Here is a 19,537-nt window from a genome sequence, read left to right on the forward strand (position 1 = left end):
TGATCCAGGGAATACTCAGGTGTTGCTGGGACGTCGACCCATGATCGCGCTGCCCACGCGGACACTGGTCGACCCCCATCGTATCGCCTCTCGCATATCGGCGCTCATCCCCGCCGAAATCTTCCAGGCCTCGGGATGACGACGCCGCAATTGCACACTGAGGTTCCACAGTTTTTCGAATGCCTGCGCCGGGTCCGCTCCGAGCGGGGCCACAGCCATCAGTCCACCGACCCGGAGCCCATCGGCCTCGGCAATGTGGTCCGCGATTCGCCAGACGTCGTCGGGGTCGGCCCCGCCACGGGCGCCTCGGGCGGCTTCTCCCGGCGTGGCTCCGGTGTCGTCAAGGCCGACCTGGATCAGGCATTCGAGTCCGCCGTTGGGCGCGGAGGCCGGCTCGGGCCCTTCCTCGGACTCGTACTGGGCCACGGCAGACCGGTAGGCCTTGCCCAACGCGGTCGCGAGTGAGGATCGATCGACCGAGTGGACCGCCGTCGCGTACTTGACCACGGACTTGGCCTTGTTGGACTGCAACTGACCAATGTAGGTCCACGCGGGTGGGTCCCCCGCCGCATAGTCGGCCAACGCGGCCGCCTTGGCGGACGCCTCCTGGTCGCGGTTCTCTCCGAAGACGCGCACGCCGACGTCGTAGAGGGCCGCGACATCCGAGGCCGGGAAGAATTTCGTCACGGTCATCAGTTCCACGCCAGATGCCGGGCGGAGATCCCGGGGCGTCTCTGCTGCCCATTCGTCGATCTCGGCCCGGATGCGGGCGTGCGCTTCGGCGAGCTCCTCCGCCCGCTCGGGGGCGTACGTCAATTCACTCACGGTGTGTTTTCCTTCCTTGGCAGACAGGGGGCCACGGCCGAGAAGCGGCCTACCGCGCCGAGACCTCCGACCGCCACACGAGGCCCGCAATTCGTCCTTGCCCCGGGGCACGTCGGTGCGAGTAGAGATCCTCCGTCTCGTACGTGCACTCATGGTGCTCCCCCGATTCGACCTCGACCCCCAGGTCATGGAGCTGGATACGGGCCGCCCGAGGCAGATCGAGTCCGGGCGTGTTCCAGCGCGTGGTCGAGGCGATGCCCGCATGCGTACGACTCGACGCGGCGACCATCTCTTCCGGAACCTCGTAGCAGTCGCCACAGATCGCGGGTCCAATCCATGCGCGGATCTCCCGAGCATCGTGTGACCTGAGGGCATCGACGACGTTCGGCAGGACCCCGTCCAGCAAGCCCTTGCGGCCCGCATGGGCCACGGCGAACAGATCCTCACGTTCGGTGGCCAGAACCACCGGCAGGCAATCGGCCGTCATGACCGCAAGAGGTCGGCCCGTGGCCGTGGCAGCGGCATCGGCAACGGGAGCGAATTCGCGTTCCTCGTGCGGACTCAGCCCTGCGGGCACCACGGGCGCTGCATCGGCGTCGGCCACCCGCGTTCCGTGGACCTGCTCGAGGAAAAGCAGCGTCCCGCGCCGAACTCCCATGGCCTGTTCGAGGAGGCGGCGATTCTCCTGCGGGTCGGACGTCCCCTGCACGTGCAGACCGAGATTGCCGGCTCCCAGCCCGGTGAAACCGATGGATACCCCCTGGGGCAGGTCCACGCGGTGGCGAAGGACTTCCGGGCCCGGACGCGGAGCCGCCGTGTCGACGGAGGATGGATTGTCGGTCATGGTTTCTCCTCGGCTGTGGGTCAGGTTCTGTCCGGGACAGAAAGAACGGGGCGGGACGATCATCTCGTCCCGCCCCGTCGGCTTCACACGCGTCTCGTTATGGGTTACTTCAGGAAGTCGGGGACATCCAGGGAATCCTTGCCGGACTTCTTGGACGACGAGGAGCTCTCTCCTTCATTGCCCACGACCGGGGGCAGGTCCAGATCGAAGCCGGCGTTGGCCGGAACGTCCGAGTCGTCCTGCCACTGGGACCCCGACCCGCCACCGAAGGAGCCGCTCGAGTAGGAGCCGCTGCCGCGCTGGGGGTTCTCGGCGACCTTGGCGGGCTGCGATGCACCGCCGCCGTAGGTCTGCTGGGTCTTCTGGGCCTGGTTCGCCGCCGCGTTGTTTTCGTTGCTGTTCGTCTCGGGGTTGAGCGAGTCGAAGCCCGCAGCGATGACGGTGACACGGGCTTCGTCGCCCAGGGCGTCATCGATCACGGCGCCGAAGATGATGTTGGCATCCGGGTGGGCGACCTCCTGCACCAGGCGAGCGGCCTCGTTGATCTCGAACAGGCCGAGATCCGATCCGCCCTGGATCGACAGAAGCACACCGTGTGCGCCGTCGATCGAGGCCTCGAGCAACGGAGAAGCTATCGCCAGCTCGGCCGCCTTGACGGCCCGGTCCTCGCCCTGAGCGGAACCGATTCCCATCAGAGCGGAACCGGCCCCCTGCATCACGGACTTGACGTCCGCGAAGTCGAGGTTGATCAGACCGGGAGTCGTGATGAGATCCGTGATGCCCTGGACGCCGGAGAGCAGGACCTGGTCTGCCGACTTGAAGGCGTCCAGCATCGACACGTTGCGGTCGGAAATGGACAGGAGCCGATCGTTGGGAATCACAATGAGCGTGTCGACCTCGTCGCGCAGTGCTTCGATGCCGGTCTCGGCCTGGTTGGACCGACGACGACCCTCGAAAGTGAACGGACGGGTCACGACGCCGATCGTCAGGGCACCGAGCGACCGTGCGATGCGGGCGACAACGGGCGCGCCGCCCGTACCGGTTCCGCCGCCCTCGCCGGCCGTCACGAAGACCATGTCGGCCCCCTTGAGGACCTCCTCGATCTCTTCGTCGTGATCCTCGGCGGCCTGACGGCCGACCTCCGGATTCGCGCCTGCGCCGAGTCCGCGTGTCATTTCGCGCCCGACGTCGAGCTTGACGTCGGCATCCGACATCAACAGTGCCTGGGCGTCGGTGTTGATCGCGATGAATTCGACACCGCGAAGACCGACCTCGATCATGCGGTTGACCGCATTGACGCCGCCGCCGCCGATGCCGACGACCTTGATGACGGCGAGGTAATTCTGGGGAGTTGTTACGTCCATGGGGATCCTCGTCTTAGCGTGTGAAGCCGAAACACATGATTCCGTAGCTTGAACCGTCACTTGAAGGTTGAGATTCAATGCTCGGCACCTGCGCCCAGCTTGTTCCTATACCAGGTCTACAGTACCAACCACCTGTTGCCGTGTCGCACCGATTTGCCCATCGGAGTCTAAGAATTTCCGGCAAATATTGTGTTGTGACTCAGAAAGTTAAACCTTCACTGGAACATTCAATTCTCGGTTCAGGAACTATTTGGTGACCGGTCGGTCTGGGCTCGAGACGTCGTAGACCGACGCACCACCACTGTCCTTGAGGCCTTGCACCAGGCTGTTCAGGACCTCGGCCTTGTAATCGCTGTTTTCACCGGTGCCCCACTTGACCTTCGAACCGTCCTTCATGTCGAGCTGAATGTTGTTGGATGATTCGGCGTCGACCTTGTTGAGCTGGTTGAGCAGGGAGCGCGGCAGCGTCTGCAGGGCCTGCACCGCGGAATCGAAGGCGTCGCTCTTGACCGCGTCCGGGCCGCCGTCGAGCAACGGCACACCGGCCTCCTCGACCGACTTCTTCGACCCGATGGCGACGCCGTCCTTGTCGACCAGAATGTACTGGTCCCCGGACTTGACGACCGCGACGGGGGCGCGCTCGTGGATGGTCACCACGAGTTCGTGCGGCGGGTGCGCCTCGATGCTCACGTTTTGCACGGCGATGTCGTCGCCGACCTTGCTCTCCACGTCCTTCGTCGTGACACGCGTCAGAGGCTTGCCTTTGAGGGAGTCCAGGGACTTCTGGAGGGACGCCTTGTCCGTCAGGTTGGCGCCCTCGATCGTGACCTTCTGTGTCGCGAGCAATGGCGAGAAGAACACGATGCCGAGGAAGAGGACTGCGGCCACCACGAAAACGCCCAGGCTCACCAGGACTTTCCGTCGTCTGCTGCGCCGAGGCTTCTCATGGGAATCCCCGCCCGACGACGATGACGCCGCACTGCTCGTCCCGGCTGTGCGGCCACGATCGGCGCGGCGTCCCGGGAACGCGACAATGTTGTCCTGATCCGCCTTGTCACCGGCAACGTTTTCTTCGGGGTCAGGATGGGATGAACTATCAGTCCGAGTCCCCTCACCGCCCTCTGCCCGCGATGCCGCGTTCTTCGTCGAGGCGTCAGGCGTGGTCTCTGCGGTGTCCGGCTCGGCCCGACTCGAATCCTCGACCGGCACCACACGGACCTTCGACGGATCGTTGACACGAACCGTCGCTGGTTCTCCGGTCTCTGAAGAGGCCGGTGTGTCCGCGGCCGGCTTCGTCCCGGTATCGTTCTTGCCCTGGTTGCTGCGGGGCAGGCGCGGCCTGCGTGCCGGACTCACGATTCGTCCCGGGCCGTGGCCGGCCCGCCCTCGGAGAGTTCGTCGAGGATCTTGTCCCCGAACGTGGTCACGTCACCGGCTCCGATCGTCATCACGATGTCGCCCTCGGAGGCCGCAGAGGCCACGCGGCCTGCTGCTTCGCCCGAGCTGGACGCGTACCTGACCTCGGTGTGACCGGACTCGGTGATGAGCCGACTCGTCACGCCCTCGATCGGCTCCTCACGCGCGGGGAAGATATCGACCACGTACGCCCGGTCGGCAAGGGACAGGGCTTCGGCGAATTCGGCGGCAAATTCCCGAGTGCGGGAGAACAGATGTGGCTGGAAGACCGCGTACACGTTGTGCCCGCCCGACGCCGTCCGGGCGGCTTCGAGGGCAGCGGCGACCTCCGTGGGGTGGTGCGCGTAGTCGTCGTAGACCCGGACCCCCCGGCGTTCGCCCTTGAACTCGAACCGGCGCGCCGATCCGGTGAACGCTGTCAGAGCCCTCGCCGCGTCGGCCGCGTCGAAACCCCCGATGAGCGCGCAGCACAGAGCCGCCGCGGCGTTCCTCAGATTGTGCTGGCCCGGGACCGATAGCTCCAGATCGCACGTCCCGGCCAGGGCCGTGCTGCCCGTCCGGAAGTCCCAGTCCACCCTGGCTGTGCTTCGGGTGCCTTCGCCGCTGATGTCCGTGATGCGGACGTCTGCGCCCTCGGCTGTCCCGTAGGTAACCACGGGGCGGTTCTCGGCCCGCTGGACTTCGGCGAGCGCCCGGGAGCCGGCGTCGTCCTCGCACGCGACCAAGACTCCGTCATCGGTCATGGTCTGTACGAACCGATCGAATGCAGCGGTCACGGCCTCGGGGCTTCCGTAGAAGTCCAGGTGGTCGGGTTCCACATTGGTGACCACGGCGACCGAAGGATTGTATTTGACGAAAGAACCGTCGGATTCATCCGCCTCGGCGACGAACCAGCTTTCGGGTCCTGTGGCACCCAGCGCGGCATTCGTACCGAGAGCAGCGACCGTCGAACCTACTGCGAATGACGGACGGGCACCCAGCCCGTCCAGCATCACAGCAATCATGGAACTCGTGGTCGTTTTTCCATGGGTGCCGGCAACGGCGATCGTCTTCGAATCCGCCATCGCCGAGGCCAGAGCATCCGAGCGGTGGATCACGCGGAGGCCCGCGGACCGCGCCGCGGCGAGCTCCGGGTTCGACTCCTTGATCGCGGTGGAGACGACCACGGTCTGGGCACCCTCGATGTTGGCGGCGTCCTGCGGCACGAAGACGCGAGCGCCCTTGCCCTCGAGGACGTCCAGCGCCGCGTTGTGTTTCATGTCGGATCCGCTGACGTCGAGGCCGCGGGAGACCAGCAGGTCCGCCACGGCGGACATTCCGGTCCCACCCATCCCGATGAAGTGCACGCGTCCGAGCTCCTCGGTGCGGATGCGTTCGGGAAACGGAGGGTTCATGGAGTCGGGCAGCAATCCTGGCTGCTCCCCCGATCTGTGCGATGAGCCCATGCTCAGGCGCTCCCTTCGTGTCGCGCCGATTGTGCGATCAATCGGGCCATGTGCTGTGCAGCATCCCGAATACCGTGACGGTAACCGTTCGAGGACATTCGGTCCAAACGCTCCTGGTCGGTCACCGTGGGCAGCACGTTGTCGACGAACCAGTCGGCCGTGAATTTCTTGTCCTCGACCATGAGGCCGGCCCCGGAATCGACCAGGTCCTTGGCGTTGAGGGATTGTTCGCCGTTGCCGATCGGCAGCGGCACGAAAACAGCCGGGCATCCGACTGCGGCGACCTCGCTGACGGTCGCGGCTCCGGAACGGGCCACCAAGAGGTCGCAGGCGGCATAGACGTTCTCCATGCCGTCGATGTATTCGACCTGATGGTACCCCGGGGCCTCGAGGGGCGCCCCGTCCGCACCGCGAAGCTGTTTCCCCCGACCGGTGATGTGAAGCATCTGGACGCCGGACTCTTGCCACTCGGGCCGCCCGACGACGTCGGAGATCGTTCGGTTCATGTTCTGGGCGCCCAGCGATCCGCCGGTGACGATGATGGTCGGCACATCCTCCTGGAGCGAGAGGAGCTGCCGGGCACCCGCGCGCTCGGCGGCCCGGTCGCAACCGGAGATCTGCGGACGCATCGGCATGCCCACGTATTGACCGTGAGGAATCGGGGTCCCTTCGAAGGCCGTGGCCACGACCGCCGCCCGACGCGCACCGACCTTGTTGGCCAGACCTGGACGCTGATTGGCCTCGTGGATCACGACTGGGATTTTCTCCTGGGCGGCCGCCAGATACATGGGCGTGCACACGTACCCGCCGACACCGACCACGACGTCGGCGTCATTGCGTCGCAGAATCTCGCGACCTTGGTTCACGGCGCGACGCAGTCTGACCGGAAGTTTGAGCAGATCCACCGTGGGCTTCCGCGGCATGGGCACTCGATCGACGAATTCGAGGTCATACCCTGCCTCCGGGACCAGACGGGTTTCCATACCCGACGCCGTCCCGACCGCGACGATGCGGGATTCGGGCTCCATCTCCCTGACGGCGTTGGCGATGGCGAGCATCGGAGAGATGTGCCCCGCGGTTCCGCCTCCCGCAACGACTACGGACAGTGGCTTGGTCATGGTCTCGTCTCTCCCAATGGTCGAATGGTCTGTCAGTCCTCCCCTGAATCGGGGCCCTGCGAGCGGTCCCTAGTTTACGTGTGCGTCGGGGTCGAGGGATGTGAGGCTCATAGCCGGGTGCGTGGGCGTCTTGGTCAACGACATCGCGAACCCGGAGGCGAATAAGGACATCATCAATGATGTACCTCCGTACGAGATGAACGGCAACGGAATGCCGATGACGGGAAGCAACCCGGTGACCATGCCGATATTGACGAAGGTCTCGCCGACGAACCACGCCATGAGTCCCGCGGCGGCCAACCGGACGAAGCGGTCGCTCGACCGGAGGATGATGCGTGCCAGGCAGAGCGCCAGGACGGTGAACAGAGCGATCACCACGCAGGTACCGATGAATCCGAGCTCCTCACCGAGGATCGCGATGATGTAGTCGTTGTGCGCCTCGGGCAGGTAGCTGTACTTCTGCCGGGACTGTCCCAGGCCTTCTCCCCACCAGGAGCCCGTGGCCAGCGCCGCCATGCCCGAGTTGGCCTGGTAGCACTCCTGCCCCTGCGTGCAGGTCGAGGGGAACAGCCAGGTGATGACGCGGGACAGGCGGTGCGGGCGAGCGACGACGATCAGGACCATCAGCGCCGCACCGATCAGCAGGGACCGGGTGAAAATCTTGCGCGGAGCGCGGGCGAACCACAACGCACTGGCGTAGATCAGAGCGAAGACGATGCACGTACCGGCGTCACCACCGACGATCACCAGCCCGCAGACACCGAGAAAACCAAGGCACGAGGGCAGCAGTGCTTCTCGGGCACTGGTGGCGACGCGCGTGGACTTGGCCAGTGACCAGACGACCCAGAGAAGCAGGGAGAACTTGGCGATCTCCGAAGGCTGGAAGCTCAGCGGTCCGAGGCCCAGCCAGTTCCTGTTTCCGTTGACCTCCTTGCCCAAGGGGGAAAGCACCAGCAGAAGCATGAACAGCGAGATACCCATCAGCCAATACGTCAGCTTCCGGTTCTTCCAGACGGAGATCCTGATCCGGCTGGCCACGAACATCGCGACGATGCCTGTCAGCGCGAAGAGACCCTGCCTCAGGAACAGGCCGTACGGGGACTGACCGTGGCTGAGCTGCTCGACCGACGACGCCGAGAGCACCATCATGCACCCGAGGATCGTCAGACCGATCGAGGAGACCGCGATACCCACCGACGCGCTCGTCATCGACCCCGTGGCCACCCAGCGGTAGAGGGGCCTGGTCACGTGCCGGTAGCCCTCGGCGAGTCGGGTCCACAGGGTGTCCTTGCGGCGGTTCCGCGGTTGTTCCGGGGCTGCGGTACTCATGAGGAGCGGTCGCCTTCGTCGGGGTCGTGGTCCTGGATGCTTTCTACGAGCTCGGTCACCGATTCGATGAAAGCGTTGCCGCGTTCGGCGTAGGTCGTGAACTGGTCCATCGACGCCGCCGCGGGAGCCATGAGCACCGTGTCACCGGGTTCGGACAGCTCGTGTCCGAGACGCACGGCCTGGGCCATGACGGCCCGGCCGTCCTCGACGGGTGCCGAGATTCCCTCGGCGGCACGGAGCACCGGAACGTCCGGCGCATGGCGGTCCAGCGCTCGGAGCAGTGATTCCGTATCGGTGCCGATCAGCACGACGCCTTTGAGCCGGTCCGCGTGCTTCTCGACGAGTTCGTCATAGGCGACGCCCTTCGACAGGCCTCCGGCGATCCAGATCACCGGAGAGAAGGACGCAAGCGAAGCGTCCGCGGCGTGAGGGTTCGTGGCCTTGGAATCATTGACCCAGAGAACGCCGTGCGTGGTGGCGACAGGCTGAATCCGGTGTGCCCCGGGTTCGTACGAACGCAGGCCGTCGCGCACGGCGACGGCCTCCACGCCGGCCGCACGGGCGAGCGCCGCCGCGGCCAGAGCGTTCTCCACGGTGTGTCTGGTCGGCAATTCGCCCGTGTCCTGGACCGAGGCGAGTTCGGCCGCGGAACTCCGCCGTTCCTCCACGAAGGCTCGGTCGACCAGCAGACCGTCCACGACCCCGAGCTGGGACAAGTACGGCGTGTCGGTCGTGAAGGACACCGCCCGGCACCCCTCCTGCACGTCCGCGTCCTCGACCATCTTCTCGGTGAGGGGTGCGGAGGCGTTGTAGACGCAGGCGACTTTGGTGTTCTCGTAGATCCTGGCCTTGTCCGCCTGGTAGTTCTCGTAGCTGCCGTGCCAATCGATGTGGTCCTCCGCAATGTTGAGGACCACGGAGGCCAAGGGTTCGAGCGATGAGGACCAGTGCAATTGGTAGCTCGACAGCTCCACGGCGAAGACCTCGTACTCGACCGGGTCACGAAGCGCGTCCAGGATGGGCGTGCCGACATTGCCGACGGCGATGGCCTTGAGCCCGGCCGCCTGCAGTATGGATTCCGTCATTCCGACCGTCGTCGTCTTGCCGTTGGTCCCCGTCACGCACACCCATTCGGCGGTCTTCCTGCCTTCGCGTCGGCGCAGCCTCCAGGCCAACTCGACCTCACCCCAGATTTGGATGCCTTCGCGCGCGGCCTGGGCCAGGATTCCGAGGCTCGGGCGCAGGCCCGGTGAAGTCACGACGAGGTCCGGACGCTGCCCCTCGACGTCGGGCAATGCGTCCATCGCGCCGTCGCCGAGCGTGACGTCCGCCGCGCCAACGATCTCGAGGGTCTGGCGCTTGTAGCGGTTCTCCTCGGTGTCCTTGCCGTCGACGACGACGACACGCGCACCGAGTTCGATCAGCGTATCCGCGGCCGCGAAACCTGACACCCCGATCCCGGCGACCACGACTCGCAGGCCGGCCCAGTCGGAGTCCCAGGTCGTCAGGGACTCGAGGCGAGGGTTGCCGACGTCCGGGTTCTCTTGGGTCGATCGCATCAGAGCGTCACACCTCCATGACTGATGAGCCAGTCACCGTAGAAGACCCCCAGGGCAAGGGCGACGAAGAGGCCGGCAATGATCCAGAAGCGAACCACCACGGTGACTTCCTTCCAGCCCTTGAGCTCGAAGTGGTGCTGCAGCGGTGCCATCTTGAACACGCGCTTTCCTCCCGAGATCTTGAAGTATCCGACCTGGATGATCACGGATGCCGAGATCATCACGAAAAGACCGGCCAACAGGACCAGGAGGATCTCGGTCCGGGTCAGCATGGCGAACGCCGCAAGGGCCCCGCCGAGTCCCAGGGATCCCGTGTCGCCCATGAAGATCGTCGCGGGAGACGTGTTCCACCAGAGGAAGCCGATCAGCGCGCCCACGAGCGCCGCGGCGACCACGGACAGCTGGGCGGGATCGCGCACCTCGTAACAAACGGCACCGGGTGAGACGGATTCGCACAGGTGATTGGCCTGCCACATCGAGATCATGAGATACCCGGAGAAGACCAGGATCGATGCGCCCGTGGCGAGGCCGTCGAGCCCGTCGGTGAGGTTCACGGCGTTGGTGGTCGCCGTCGAGATGAGGTTTGCCCACACCACGAACAGAATGATGCCCAGGATCGGGAGGCCGAAGGAGAGATCCAGCCAAGGGATGTCCCTCGTGAAGGAAATGTGGGTCGAGGCCGGCGTCCATCCGTTCTCGTTGGGAATCGTCAGGGCGAGGACACCGAAGATGATCCCCACCGTCCCCTGCAGCACGATTTTCCCCTTGGGCGTCAGGCCGAGGGACTGCTTCCGAGCGATCTTCTTGAAGTCGTCGATGAACCCGACGCCGGCCATGCCGATCATCAGGAACAACAGAAGCAGGGCGGACACCGACGGAACGGGGTTTCCCCCGAACACGAGGCCGTTGATGGCCAAGGAGAGGAAGAACGCCAGGAGGGTCGCGACAATGATGACGACGCCGCCCATAGTCGGCGTGCCGCGCTTCGTCTGGTGGCTCGTGGGGCCGTCCTCACGAATGAATTGGCCGTACTGCTGCCTGACCAACAATTTGGTGAACAGCGGCGTTCCGACGAGCGAGAGGATCAGGCCAAAGGCCGCCGCCAGCAGAATGGAGATCATGCGGTACTTTGTGCCTTTCTACCGTGTTTCGGGTTCGGTCGGGTCGTCGGTTCGGTCCTGAGCAACTCTATCCCCCAAGTGGAGCAAGCCGGCATCTCTGGAGGACTTGAAGAGGGCAATGTCGCCTTCTCGCAGGTCGCGTCGGAGAATGTCGAATGCTTGCTCGGTCGTCTCGACCCACACGGCTTCTTCTCCCCAGGAACCCTCCAGATGGGCGGCGTTGAAGATCGGCGCCGCTTCCTGGCCGATGGCGATCAGTTTGGGGATGTTCAGGCGAACGACGTCCCGCCCGAGTTTATCGTGTTCCTCGCGCGAGGCGTCGCCCAGTTCGAGCATGGCGCCGAGCACAGCCCAGGTGCGCCGTGGCGGTTCGGCATCGCGCCCCATCTGGGCCAACGTCCGGAGTGCCGCGGCCATCGACTCGGGATTCGCATTGTAGGCGTCGTTGATCACGGTCACGCCGTCGGACCGATCGGTGCGTTCCATGCGGTACCGGCTGGCCGCCCCCAGCTCGCTGAGGGCTCGGGCGATGTCCCCCGTCGGAATCCCCGCATCGTGCGCAAGGGTCGCGGCCGCCAAGAGGTTGTACACGTGGTGTTCGCCGATGAGTTTGGACGCGACCTCGTACGTGTCCCCCTCGGGGAACGTGAGTCTGAACTGGGGACAGCCGCTGTGGTCGGTCCTCAGCTCCGAGGCGCGGACCACGGGCGCCTCGATGTCCCGGACGTGGCGTCCTTCGACCCCGAACCAGGTCACCTCGGCCGTGGCCTTGTTCTCCATGGCAGCAACCCTCGGATCGTCGAGATTGAGCGCGACGCCGCCGGTCGGCACGACGCCGTCGGCCAACTCCGACTTGGTGATCGCGATGTTCTCGACGCCGCCGAATTCACCCGCGTGGGCGGTACCGACTTTGAGGATGGCCCCGAAATCGGGGTTCACGATGTCGCAGAGGTATCGGATGTTCCCGACGTGGTTGGCCCCCATCTCGATCACGAGATACTGGGTGTCCCAGTCTGCGCGGAAGACGGTCAACGGAACGCCGACCTCGCCGTTGTAGGAGCCGACGGGTGCCACGGTGGGACCGTGTTCGCTGAAGATGCCCCGGAGCAGGTCCTTCGTGGTCGTCTTGCCCGCCGACCCGGTGATACCGAGCACCGTCACTTCGCCCTCGGACTTGAGACGCCGGACGATCTCGTGGGCGAGTCGGCCCATGGCCTCGACCACCTCCGGAACGATCACGCTGGGAAGGACCCGGCCTTCGTCGTCGCGAATCTCCCGTTCGGCGAGGGCGAGCGGGGAACCGGCCTCCCGCGCGGTGCCGATGAACCGGTGGCCGTCCGTGGTCTCTCCCGGCTTGGCGATGAACAGGGTTCCTTCGACGACCTCGCGCGAGTCGGTGGTGGCGGAGGTGCACCGCACCGAATCCTCTGCACCCTCTTCGAGCCCGACCAGGGTGCCCTGGACGGCCTCGGCGATTTCTCGTGCTGACAGTTCGATCATCGGTTTCCTCCTGCGGCGTGTCGCCGCGCCTGCCACGTGCGAAGCGCACTCCGCAATTCCTCACGATCGTCGAGAGCGTTGTCCACCCCGGCGATGTCCTGACTGACTTCATGACCGCGGCCCGCGACGAGGATCGAGTCCTCGGGTCCGGCCAGTTCCACGGCGCGCTCGATGGCTCTCGCCCTGGGGGCTACGTTCTCAACCGTTCCGGCCCGAGCACCGGCTTCGACAGCCTCTCGCGCGCCGGCCGCCACCGCGTCGCGAATGGGGCCCGGTGCCTCGTTGTGGGGGTCGTCGTCGGTCACGATCACCACGTCCGCGTTGCGGGCAGCGACCGCACCCATCATGGGGCGCTTGGTCTGGTCGCGCTGCCCCGTGGCCCCGAAGACAATAATGACCTTGCCCGAACTGTCGCTGCCAGGATCCACCGCGCCCAGTGCTCGCTCGAGCGCATCGGCGTTGTGGGCGAAATCGACAATCGCCACCGGCTCCTGGGAAATGACCTGCATCCGTCCCGGGACCAACGGCGTCAGGGATTCCGGGTGGGACAGCACGTCGCGGAGGGCGCGGTCGTCGACCCCCGACTCTGCGATCATGGCCACCGCGAGGGCGGCATTGGAGACGTTGAAGTCGGCCGGCAGACCGGTCGTTGCCCGAAGTTCCCGCCCGTCGCGATGCGTGAGCACGAAGTCGTGACCAATGCCGTGCGGTCGGACGGCCGTGAGCGCCCAGTCGGCGGGCTCCTGGTCGGCAGGTTGTTCGCCTCCTCGCCCGTAGTCGGTCCAGAGGGTGACCACGGCTTCTTCTCCCTGGGCGCTCCGGGCCCTGTCGGCCATGGCACGCCCCCAGGCGTCGTCGACCGTAATGACATTGCGGCGGGAGTGGGACGGTGTGAACAGCTGGGCCTTCGAAGAAGCATAGGCGTCCATGGTGCCGTGGAGATCGAGATGGTCCTGGGTCAGGTTGGTGAATCCGGCGACGTCGTACACGAGCCCGTCCACCCGCTTGTAGTCCAGCGCGTGGGAAGAGACCTCCATCGAGGCGGACGTGATCCCGTGTTCCCTCATGACCGACACGAGCGAATGGACGTGTGTGGACTCGGGGGTGGTCAGCTGGCTGGGGATCGCTCGGCCCCCGGCGAGGATTTCGATGGTCCCGATGAGACCGGTGGTGTGCCCGAGAGCCGCCATGATCGCGTTGATCATGTACGTGGTGGTCGTCTTGCCGTTGGTGCCGGTCACGGCGAACAGGCGCTGGACCTCGGGCGAGGACGGCTGGCTCGCGTACATCAGGGCAGCCAGGGGCCCGACGACGTCGCGGACCCGATCGACGACGAGGACCGGGAGCTGAAGCCCCAGCGCCCGGACGGTCGACAGCCCGGCCTCATCCGTCAGCACGGCGACCGCGCCCCGGTGTGTCGCGCCCTCGACGAAGTCGGCTCCGTGCGCGTTCGCCCCCGGAAGGGCCACGTACAGGTCGCCCGGCTGCACTTCGCGGGAGTCCATGCTGATACCGGTCGCGGTCACCCCAAGGGTTCCCTCAGTCCGAACTGTGTGACCCTGAGCGCCGATCGCGTCGGTCAGCTCTCGCAGGCTCCGAGGGACAACGGACTGCGGACGCAAGCTCTGTGCGGTCCCCTCCAGACCGGTACTTCCGATACCGGAACCACTCTCCGTTGGCTCATCCTCAAGGGGCATGGGGTGCGATCCTTCTCTTCCGTGCGGGTTGTGTGTGATTCGTGGGGGGTTGCGCCGGGCGCTCCCCCGAGCAATAGCTTAGTATCGCGTTCTATTCATGGTCGCCGTCCGTGAACTTCGGTATCTCGACGGGCTTCGAGGTCGAGTGCGGAACCTTGTAGTACTGCAGGACCTTCTCCATGATCTTGGAGAACACCGTGGTGCACCCAATGGCGGTCACCTCGCCCTGGGGTCGTTGGAGCACGATACCGACCAGGTACTGCGGGTCGTCGATGGGGGCGACGCCGATGAACGACGTCGTATACCCGTCATAGCCGCCGCCCTTGTCCGCCGGGGCCTCGGCGGTACCGGTCTTGCCGCCGACGCGCCACCCCTCGACCGCGGCCTCCTTGGCTCCGCCTTCGGTGACGACCGTCTCCATAATGTCCTTGACCTGCTGGGAGGTCTTCTTGGAGATGATCCTCTTGCCCTCGGAGACGGGATGCTTGTCTTCCTTGCCGTCCTTGTCGACCACCGCATCGATGATTCGGGGCTTGAGCTGGACTCCGTCGTTGGCGACGGCCTGGTAGGCCATCATGGTCTGCAGTGGAGTCTGGGACACGCCCTGCCCGAAGAGGACCGTGTACTGCTGGCGTTCGTCCCATTCCTTGGCGGGGGTCAGAATACCTCGGCTCTCGCCCGGCAGCTCGATACCGGTGAGGGAACCCACACCGAACTTCTTGAGCCAATCGTGTCGCTGGTCCTTGTCCAGTTGCTTGCCCGCGAGCACGGTTCCCGTGTTCATCGAGTCCGCAATAATACCGGTCAGAGTTCTCTTCTCGGCGCCGTGGTCGAAGGCATCGGTGAACGTCTGCCCGTCGATGTGCAGCTCGGCCGGAACGTCGAATCCTGAGGTCGGCGTGGACAGGCCTTCCTCGAGGACGGCCGACGTCGTGAGGATCTTCTCGGTCGATCCCGGCTCCGTCGCTGCGCTGACCGCTCTCGCGGCGAAGTCGCCGGAGTCGGCGTCCTCGTAATTATTGGGGTCGATCATCGACGAATCGGCCAGGGCGAGGATCGAGGCGTCCTTGATCCGCATAACGACCGCGGTCCCCCATTCCGCCTTCAGTTCGTCGGCTCGGGCCTTGACCTGCTGCTGTGCGAAGTACTGGATGTCCCGATTGATGGTCAGCCGAACGGTCTTGCCGTCTTCGGCGGGCTGGTTGATGTCCTCGCCCACCGGAATGCGGATGCCGTCCGCGCTGATTTCGTAGACTCGTTCGCCGTCCTTGCCCGTGAGGTCCTTGTCGAATTGGAGTTCTATGCCACCCGCGGCGCCATCGGAATTCAGGAAGCCCACCACGGATCCACCGATGGATCCGTCGGGATAACTGCGCTTTGATACCGGCTCACCGTAAATGTAGTCCGCGCCGATGTCCATGATCGCGTTGTAGACATCAGGCGTCACCTCTTCGGCGACGACGGCGTACTTGCTGTCCCCGTCGAGGCTTTCCTTGACCTCGTTGTCGGACTTCTTGAGGATGTCGGCCAATTTGTAGACGACGTCCTGGACACTGAGCTCTTCCTGCTTCTTGTCCTTGGTGAACCGCTTGACCGGAGCCACCGCGGTCTGGTCGGCGGTGATTTTGTAGCGTTGGATGGACCGGGCCAGGACATTGCCCTCGGTGTCGTGGATTTCGCCACGCAGGGCCGGGATCTTCTGGGTGCGGCGTCGATCGTCGAGGGCTTTCTTCGCGCGGCCCGTGGGATCGATGGCCTGGACATAGAAGAGGCGCCCGACCAGAAGCGCGAGCATGGCCAAAAACGCCGAGATGCCGATGAAGCTGCGCCGCAGGATTCCCTGCGCCTCTCCCGTCTGGGGATCGTGATCCCCTTCGGCGTAGCGCCCATCGCGGGGACCCTCTTGGCTGGGGTCGCCCGGCCGATCCTCCGTAGAATCCACTGACTCCTCTTCCTGCCCCGGGCCTGCCGACCGGGGGAAACGTCGCAACGGGTGGTTGGCTCGCGCCTCACTTCACGGTGACCGGCGCGTCCGGTACATGACGTGCCGTCGTGGCGGAAGTTATCAGTCTAAAGCCTGGCACGGACGATACGGCATTACGTGGGCCTGTATGCTCCGCCACGGCCGTGGTGCGGGTGTCCCCGTGGGTCAGCCGTTGCCGTGGTTCGCGTTCTGGCCGTTGCCGCCCTGGTTTCCACCGTTGTTCGCCTGCTGGTCGGAGGTGGAGGATCCCTCGTCCTTCGTGGAATCGGAGTCCTTCTTGTCCTTGTCCTGCTGCTTCTTCTGTTCCTCTTCGGCCTGCTTCTTCTGCTTCTTGGCATCCTTGGCAGCATCCGTGTCGCTGCCCTTGGGCGGATCGATGAGGTTGGTCTGGCCGTTCTTCTTGGCCTCTTCCGGATCCGACGGTGCCTTTTCGGCGGGAGTCGGCGTCCCGGAGACGGTCGAGTTCTTCAGGTCCAGTTGGGCCTGGTCGGAGGCGGAGACCATGCCGAGCTGCGAGGCCCTGATGGCCAGGTTCTGCGGTGCCTGGTGGTACTCATTCTCCTGGCTGATCTTCTGGTTCTCCTCGGAGAGGCTGCGCTCCTGGTCCCGCAGCTGCACCAGGTCGTACTGATTGGACGACATCGAGATGTTCAGCAGCAGAACCACGCCCAGCGTGACGCAGACACCCAGGATGGTCGCGACCACCATGGACAGCCGACGACGCCGACGAGCGACCGGCTGCACGGCCAGTGGCTTGCGACGGCGGGGTTCCGCGGCCTCGGCGAGCTCATGCTGCTCGTCCTGGATCTCTGCGTCGCCGACGACGCGAAGGTTGCGACGCTCCTTGACCGCGCTCAGATGGAGGGCGGCGGGTACACCGTTCTCGGTTTCCGAGTCTGTGTACTGCGGTTCTGCACTCATGCTGCCGTCCTTGATTCACGGATACGTTCGGCGGCACGCAGTTTCGCGGATGCCGCACGCGGGTTGCTGTCAACTTCTTGGTCGGTTGGACCTTCGGCGCCTCGTGTCAAGACCTTGACTTCGGGCTGATGCTCTTCCAACTCGACCGGAAAACCTTTGGGAGCCTTGGATACGGCCAACGCCGCCACGGCTCGTTTCACAATTTTGTCCTCAAGTGAGTGATAGCTCACGGCTACGACACGGCCGCCAACACTGAGAGAATTCAGTGCATCGGGGACGGCCCGTTCGAGAGTCTCAAGCTCACCGTTAACTTCAATGCGGAGCGCTTGAAAAGTGCGCTTGGCGGGATGCCCCGAATTGCGTTGCGCGGCGGCTGGAATGGCTTTCTGGAGGATGCTGACCAACTCACCGGTCGTGGCAATTCGGCGTTCTTGGCGAACCTCAACCAGAGCTTTGGCGATTCGACCGGCGAATTTCTCCTCGCCCCAATTCCTCAGGATGCGCCGGAGGTCGTTTTCGTCATATTCGTTAACGATGATTTCAGCGGTCAGCGCATCGCTCGCATTCATGCGCATGTCCAGGGGCGCATCGTACGAATACGCGAAGCCCCTCTCCCTCTCGTCCAATTGCAAGGAGGAGACGCCCAGATCGAAGAGGACCCCGTCCACGCTCGGAATTCCTCGCGTAGACAGGACTTCCGAAATCTCGTCGTAGACGGCCTGGACCGGCACGAACCGACTGCCGAAGCGCTTCAGACGCTGGGCGGCGAGCGCATGCGCCTGTGGGTCACGGTCGATTCCGATCACGGTCAGTCGCGGGAACCTGTCCAGGAGATTCTCGGTGTGCCCGCCCATACCCAACGTCGCGTCGACGACGATCGGGGATGATCCCTGCAGTGCGGGTTCCAGGAGGCCGATGCAGCGCTCGAGCAGAACCGGCACATGGCGCTCATGGGCCGGACGCATACCGGCTGAGGTCTCTGCGTGCACCCAGGGCCTCCGTTCCATGGTCCGGCCAACGCCCGGTCGTTGGCTTTCGCTGCGTGACATCCCACGGCGATGCAGAGCTCTGATACCTGATCCCCATCCAAACAAGTTCGGCCCTCATTCGGCCTGGCTCAGGGGAAGTTGAGCCAGGACGATTCCGAACTGCCGGCTGGAGACCACATACCAGAGGTCACATCAGACCGGGAATGACTTCTTCGTCGGTCGCGGAGAATTCCGATTCCTTCTCCTGCAGGTACTCGTCCCAAGCCTGAGCGTCCCAAATCTCAGCCCTGGTCCCGGCGCCAATCACGGCGAGCTCTTTCTCAAGTCCTGCGTACCCCCGAAGCGACGGCGGGATGGTGACCCGCCCCTGCTTGTCGGGGACTTCATCCGAAGCGCCGGAGAGGAACACGCGAATGTAGTCCCGGGCCTGCTTCGACGAAATCGGCGCCTGGCGCATCTGTTCGTGCACCCGCTCGAATTCCGCCTCGCTGAAGACGTACAGGCACCTTTCCTGCCCCCTGGTCAGAACCAAACCCTCCGAGAGCTCGTCCCGGAATTTGGCGGGGAGGATCAGTCGCCCTTTGTCATCGAGACGGGGCGAATACGTTCCGAGGAACATCTCGCCACCGCCTCCCCTGGTTGCATTCCGTGCATCCGCCGTTTCGGATGCGAGGGAAGATAAGGAACCACCCTTGCCTCCCCTGCTTGCCCCACTTTACTCCACTTCCCTCCACACGCAACACCTTCGCCCCCATTCGTTCCCTCTTTCCGCAGATCAGCCCCAGAATTCCGCGAGTTTCCGGGGGTGGAGCGTGGTGGAGGAAAATATGCCGGCGCTTCGAACCGCCCCGGATTGCAGCCGATTCGGGCACGAAAAAGGGCCGATACCGTTTCCAGGTATCGGCCCTTCGCCCTCGTGGAGGAAAGTGGGGCGGAATGTGGAGGACTTAGCTCAGGCCCCCGCGCTCCTCCCATTTTTTCTCAAGTTTCTGTATCAGAGTGGATTGGTTCTGGGGAGAAGTGGGGCGGCCGCCGCGGCTCTTCTCCCCTCCCCTCCCCTTGCGGGAGGATCCCTTGCTCGTGGCCATGTAGACGCCGAATCCCATCAACAGGAATCCGACGACCCCCAGGACGATGAGTTTGGTGGCTACCCCGGCCAAGACAACGGCCAGGCCAACGATCGCGACGACGATGCCGAGCACCAGATAACGCACGGACACTCCACCCGAAGCGCGCGACGACGAGCCTTCGGAATCCATCGATCGAGCGAACTTGGGATCCTCCGCGTTCAGCTGTTGCTCCAGCTGCTCGAGAAGCTTCTGCTCGTGTTCGGACAGTGGCATGGTCATCTCCTCTTCCCGGGATGGGGGATGTCGAAACGGTTGGGACCACCGTGTTCCATCCGTCCATTAAGAATAGTGCTTC

General features: G+C 64.7%; 16 protein-coding genes. All 16 read right to left on the reverse strand.

Annotated elements, in window-relative coordinates; genetic code table 11:
• Positions 1 to 15: 15 nt before the first annotated feature.
• The 16 genes from ACTSLZ_RS10050 to ACTSLZ_RS10125 all read right to left on the reverse strand — a co-directional run bounded on the left by ACTSLZ_RS10050 (position 16) and on the right by ACTSLZ_RS10125 (position 19,455).
• Positions 16 to 825: a YggS family pyridoxal phosphate-dependent enzyme gene (locus ACTSLZ_RS10050; protein WP_443094920.1), complete on the reverse strand. Its 810-nt coding sequence runs from the start codon at positions 823 to 825 to the stop codon at positions 16 to 18.
• A gap of 49 nt (positions 826 to 874) precedes the next feature.
• On the reverse strand, positions 875 to 1,669 hold the full coding sequence (locus tag ACTSLZ_RS10055) for a polyphenol oxidase family protein (RefSeq protein ID WP_443094921.1): 795 nt from the start codon (positions 1,667 to 1,669) through the stop codon (positions 875 to 877).
• Positions 1,670 to 1,773: 104 nt separating this feature from the next.
• Entirely contained in the window at positions 1,774 to 3,033 is a 1,260-nt protein-coding gene (gene ftsZ, locus ACTSLZ_RS10060; protein WP_443094922.1) for a cell division protein FtsZ, read from the reverse strand.
• 246 nt (positions 3,034 to 3,279) lie between these two features.
• A complete protein-coding gene (locus ACTSLZ_RS10065) occupies positions 3,280 to 4,389 on the reverse strand; it encodes a cell division protein FtsQ/DivIB (RefSeq protein ID WP_443094923.1) in 1,110 nt (369 codons plus the stop codon).
• Positions 4,386 to 5,894 (reverse strand): UDP-N-acetylmuramate--L-alanine ligase, encoded by a 1,509-nt coding sequence (murC, locus tag ACTSLZ_RS10070; RefSeq protein ID WP_443094924.1) that lies wholly within the window; start codon positions 5,892 to 5,894, stop codon positions 4,386 to 4,388. The genes ACTSLZ_RS10065 and murC overlap by 4 nt, the downstream gene beginning before the upstream one ends.
• 2 nt (positions 5,895 to 5,896) lie before the next feature.
• Positions 5,897 to 7,012, reverse strand: coding sequence for an undecaprenyldiphospho-muramoylpentapeptide beta-N-acetylglucosaminyltransferase (gene murG, locus ACTSLZ_RS10075; protein ID WP_443094925.1), 1,116 nt, complete (start codon positions 7,010 to 7,012; stop codon positions 5,897 to 5,899).
• A 69-nt stretch (positions 7,013 to 7,081) separates the two neighbouring features.
• Positions 7,082 to 8,341, reverse strand: a complete 1,260-nt coding sequence (gene ftsW, locus ACTSLZ_RS10080) for a putative lipid II flippase FtsW (protein WP_443094926.1) — start codon at positions 8,339 to 8,341, stop codon at positions 7,082 to 7,084.
• Positions 8,338 to 9,900, reverse strand: a complete 1,563-nt coding sequence (gene murD, locus ACTSLZ_RS10085; RefSeq protein ID WP_443094927.1) for a UDP-N-acetylmuramoyl-L-alanine--D-glutamate ligase — start codon at positions 9,898 to 9,900, stop codon at positions 8,338 to 8,340. The genes ftsW and murD overlap by 4 nt, the downstream gene beginning before the upstream one ends.
• Positions 9,900 to 11,021 carry a phospho-N-acetylmuramoyl-pentapeptide-transferase gene (gene mraY, locus ACTSLZ_RS10090; protein WP_129315334.1) on the reverse strand — a complete coding sequence of 374 codons (1,122 nt, stop codon included), beginning with the start codon at positions 11,019 to 11,021 and terminating at the stop codon, positions 9,900 to 9,902. Before mraY ends, murD begins: the two co-directional genes overlap by 1 nt.
• Before the next feature lie 18 nt (positions 11,022 to 11,039).
• Positions 11,040 to 12,521 (reverse strand): UDP-N-acetylmuramoyl-tripeptide--D-alanyl-D-alanine ligase, encoded by a 1,482-nt coding sequence (locus ACTSLZ_RS10095; protein ID WP_443094928.1) that lies wholly within the window; start codon positions 12,519 to 12,521, stop codon positions 11,040 to 11,042.
• Positions 12,518 to 14,218, reverse strand: coding sequence for a UDP-N-acetylmuramoyl-L-alanyl-D-glutamate--2,6-diaminopimelate ligase (locus ACTSLZ_RS10100; protein WP_129315336.1), 1,701 nt, complete (start codon positions 14,216 to 14,218; stop codon positions 12,518 to 12,520). Before ACTSLZ_RS10100 ends, ACTSLZ_RS10095 begins: the two co-directional genes overlap by 4 nt.
• A 91-nt stretch (positions 14,219 to 14,309) precedes the next feature.
• Positions 14,310 to 16,160: a peptidoglycan D,D-transpeptidase FtsI family protein gene (locus ACTSLZ_RS10105; RefSeq protein ID WP_443094929.1), complete on the reverse strand. Its 1,851-nt coding sequence runs from the start codon at positions 16,158 to 16,160 to the stop codon at positions 14,310 to 14,312.
• A 207-nt stretch (positions 16,161 to 16,367) separates the two neighbouring features.
• The gene (locus ACTSLZ_RS10110) at positions 16,368 to 17,123 is read right to left on the reverse strand and encodes a hypothetical protein (protein WP_397556015.1); all 756 of its coding nucleotides are present in this window, start codon (positions 17,121 to 17,123) and stop codon (positions 16,368 to 16,370) included.
• Entirely contained in the window at positions 17,120 to 18,130 is a 1,011-nt protein-coding gene (gene rsmH / locus ACTSLZ_RS10115; RefSeq protein ID WP_321201261.1) for a 16S rRNA (cytosine(1402)-N(4))-methyltransferase RsmH, read from the reverse strand. Before rsmH ends, ACTSLZ_RS10110 begins: the two co-directional genes overlap by 4 nt.
• 169 nt (positions 18,131 to 18,299) lie before the next feature.
• Positions 18,300 to 18,731 (reverse strand): division/cell wall cluster transcriptional repressor MraZ, encoded by a 432-nt coding sequence (gene mraZ, locus ACTSLZ_RS10120; protein ID WP_129315338.1) that lies wholly within the window; start codon positions 18,729 to 18,731, stop codon positions 18,300 to 18,302.
• Between the two features lie 328 nt (positions 18,732 to 19,059).
• Positions 19,060 to 19,455: a DUF3040 domain-containing protein gene (locus ACTSLZ_RS10125; protein ID WP_443094930.1), complete on the reverse strand. Its 396-nt coding sequence runs from the start codon at positions 19,453 to 19,455 to the stop codon at positions 19,060 to 19,062.
• Between the last annotated feature and the right edge of the window lie 82 nt (positions 19,456 to 19,537).

This window comes from Rothia koreensis, from assembly GCF_052232265.1.
GTDB lineage: Bacteria > Actinomycetota > Actinomycetes > Actinomycetales > Micrococcaceae > Rothia > Rothia koreensis.

Bases quoted from the DNA above. Each gene is read 5' to 3' on its own strand.
- murD (WP_443094927.1), bottom strand. From the start codon at position 9,900: ATGCGATCGACCCAAGAGAACCCGGACGTCGGCAACCCTCGCCTCGAG.
- mraZ (WP_129315338.1), bottom strand. From the start codon at position 18,731: ATGTTCCTCGGAACGTATTCGCCCCGTCTCGATGACAAAGGGCGACTG.
- rsmH (WP_321201261.1), bottom strand. From the start codon at position 18,130: ATGGAACGGAGGCCCTGGGTGCACGCAGAGACCTCAGCCGGTATGCGT.
- ftsW (WP_443094926.1), bottom strand. From the start codon at position 8,341: ATGAGTACCGCAGCCCCGGAACAACCGCGGAACCGCCGCAAGGACACC.
- mraY (WP_129315334.1), bottom strand. From the start codon at position 11,021: ATGATCTCCATTCTGCTGGCGGCGGCCTTTGGCCTGATCCTCTCGCTC.
- murC (WP_443094924.1), bottom strand. From the start codon at position 5,894: ATGGGCTCATCGCACAGATCGGGGGAGCAGCCAGGATTGCTGCCCGAC.
- ACTSLZ_RS10100 (WP_129315336.1), bottom strand. From the start codon at position 14,218: ATGCCCCTTGAGGATGAGCCAACGGAGAGTGGTTCCGGTATCGGAAGT.
- ACTSLZ_RS10125 (WP_443094930.1), bottom strand. From the start codon at position 19,455: ATGCCACTGTCCGAACACGAGCAGAAGCTTCTCGAGCAGCTGGAGCAA.
- ACTSLZ_RS10095 (WP_443094928.1), bottom strand. From the start codon at position 12,521: ATGATCGAACTGTCAGCACGAGAAATCGCCGAGGCCGTCCAGGGCACC.
- ACTSLZ_RS10110 (WP_397556015.1), bottom strand. From the start codon at position 17,123: ATGAGTGCAGAACCGCAGTACACAGACTCGGAAACCGAGAACGGTGTA.
- ACTSLZ_RS10055 (WP_443094921.1), bottom strand. From the start codon at position 1,669: ATGACCGACAATCCATCCTCCGTCGACACGGCGGCTCCGCGTCCGGGC.
- ftsZ (WP_443094922.1), bottom strand. From the start codon at position 3,033: ATGGACGTAACAACTCCCCAGAATTACCTCGCCGTCATCAAGGTCGTC.
- murG (WP_443094925.1), bottom strand. From the start codon at position 7,012: ATGACCAAGCCACTGTCCGTAGTCGTTGCGGGAGGCGGAACCGCGGGG.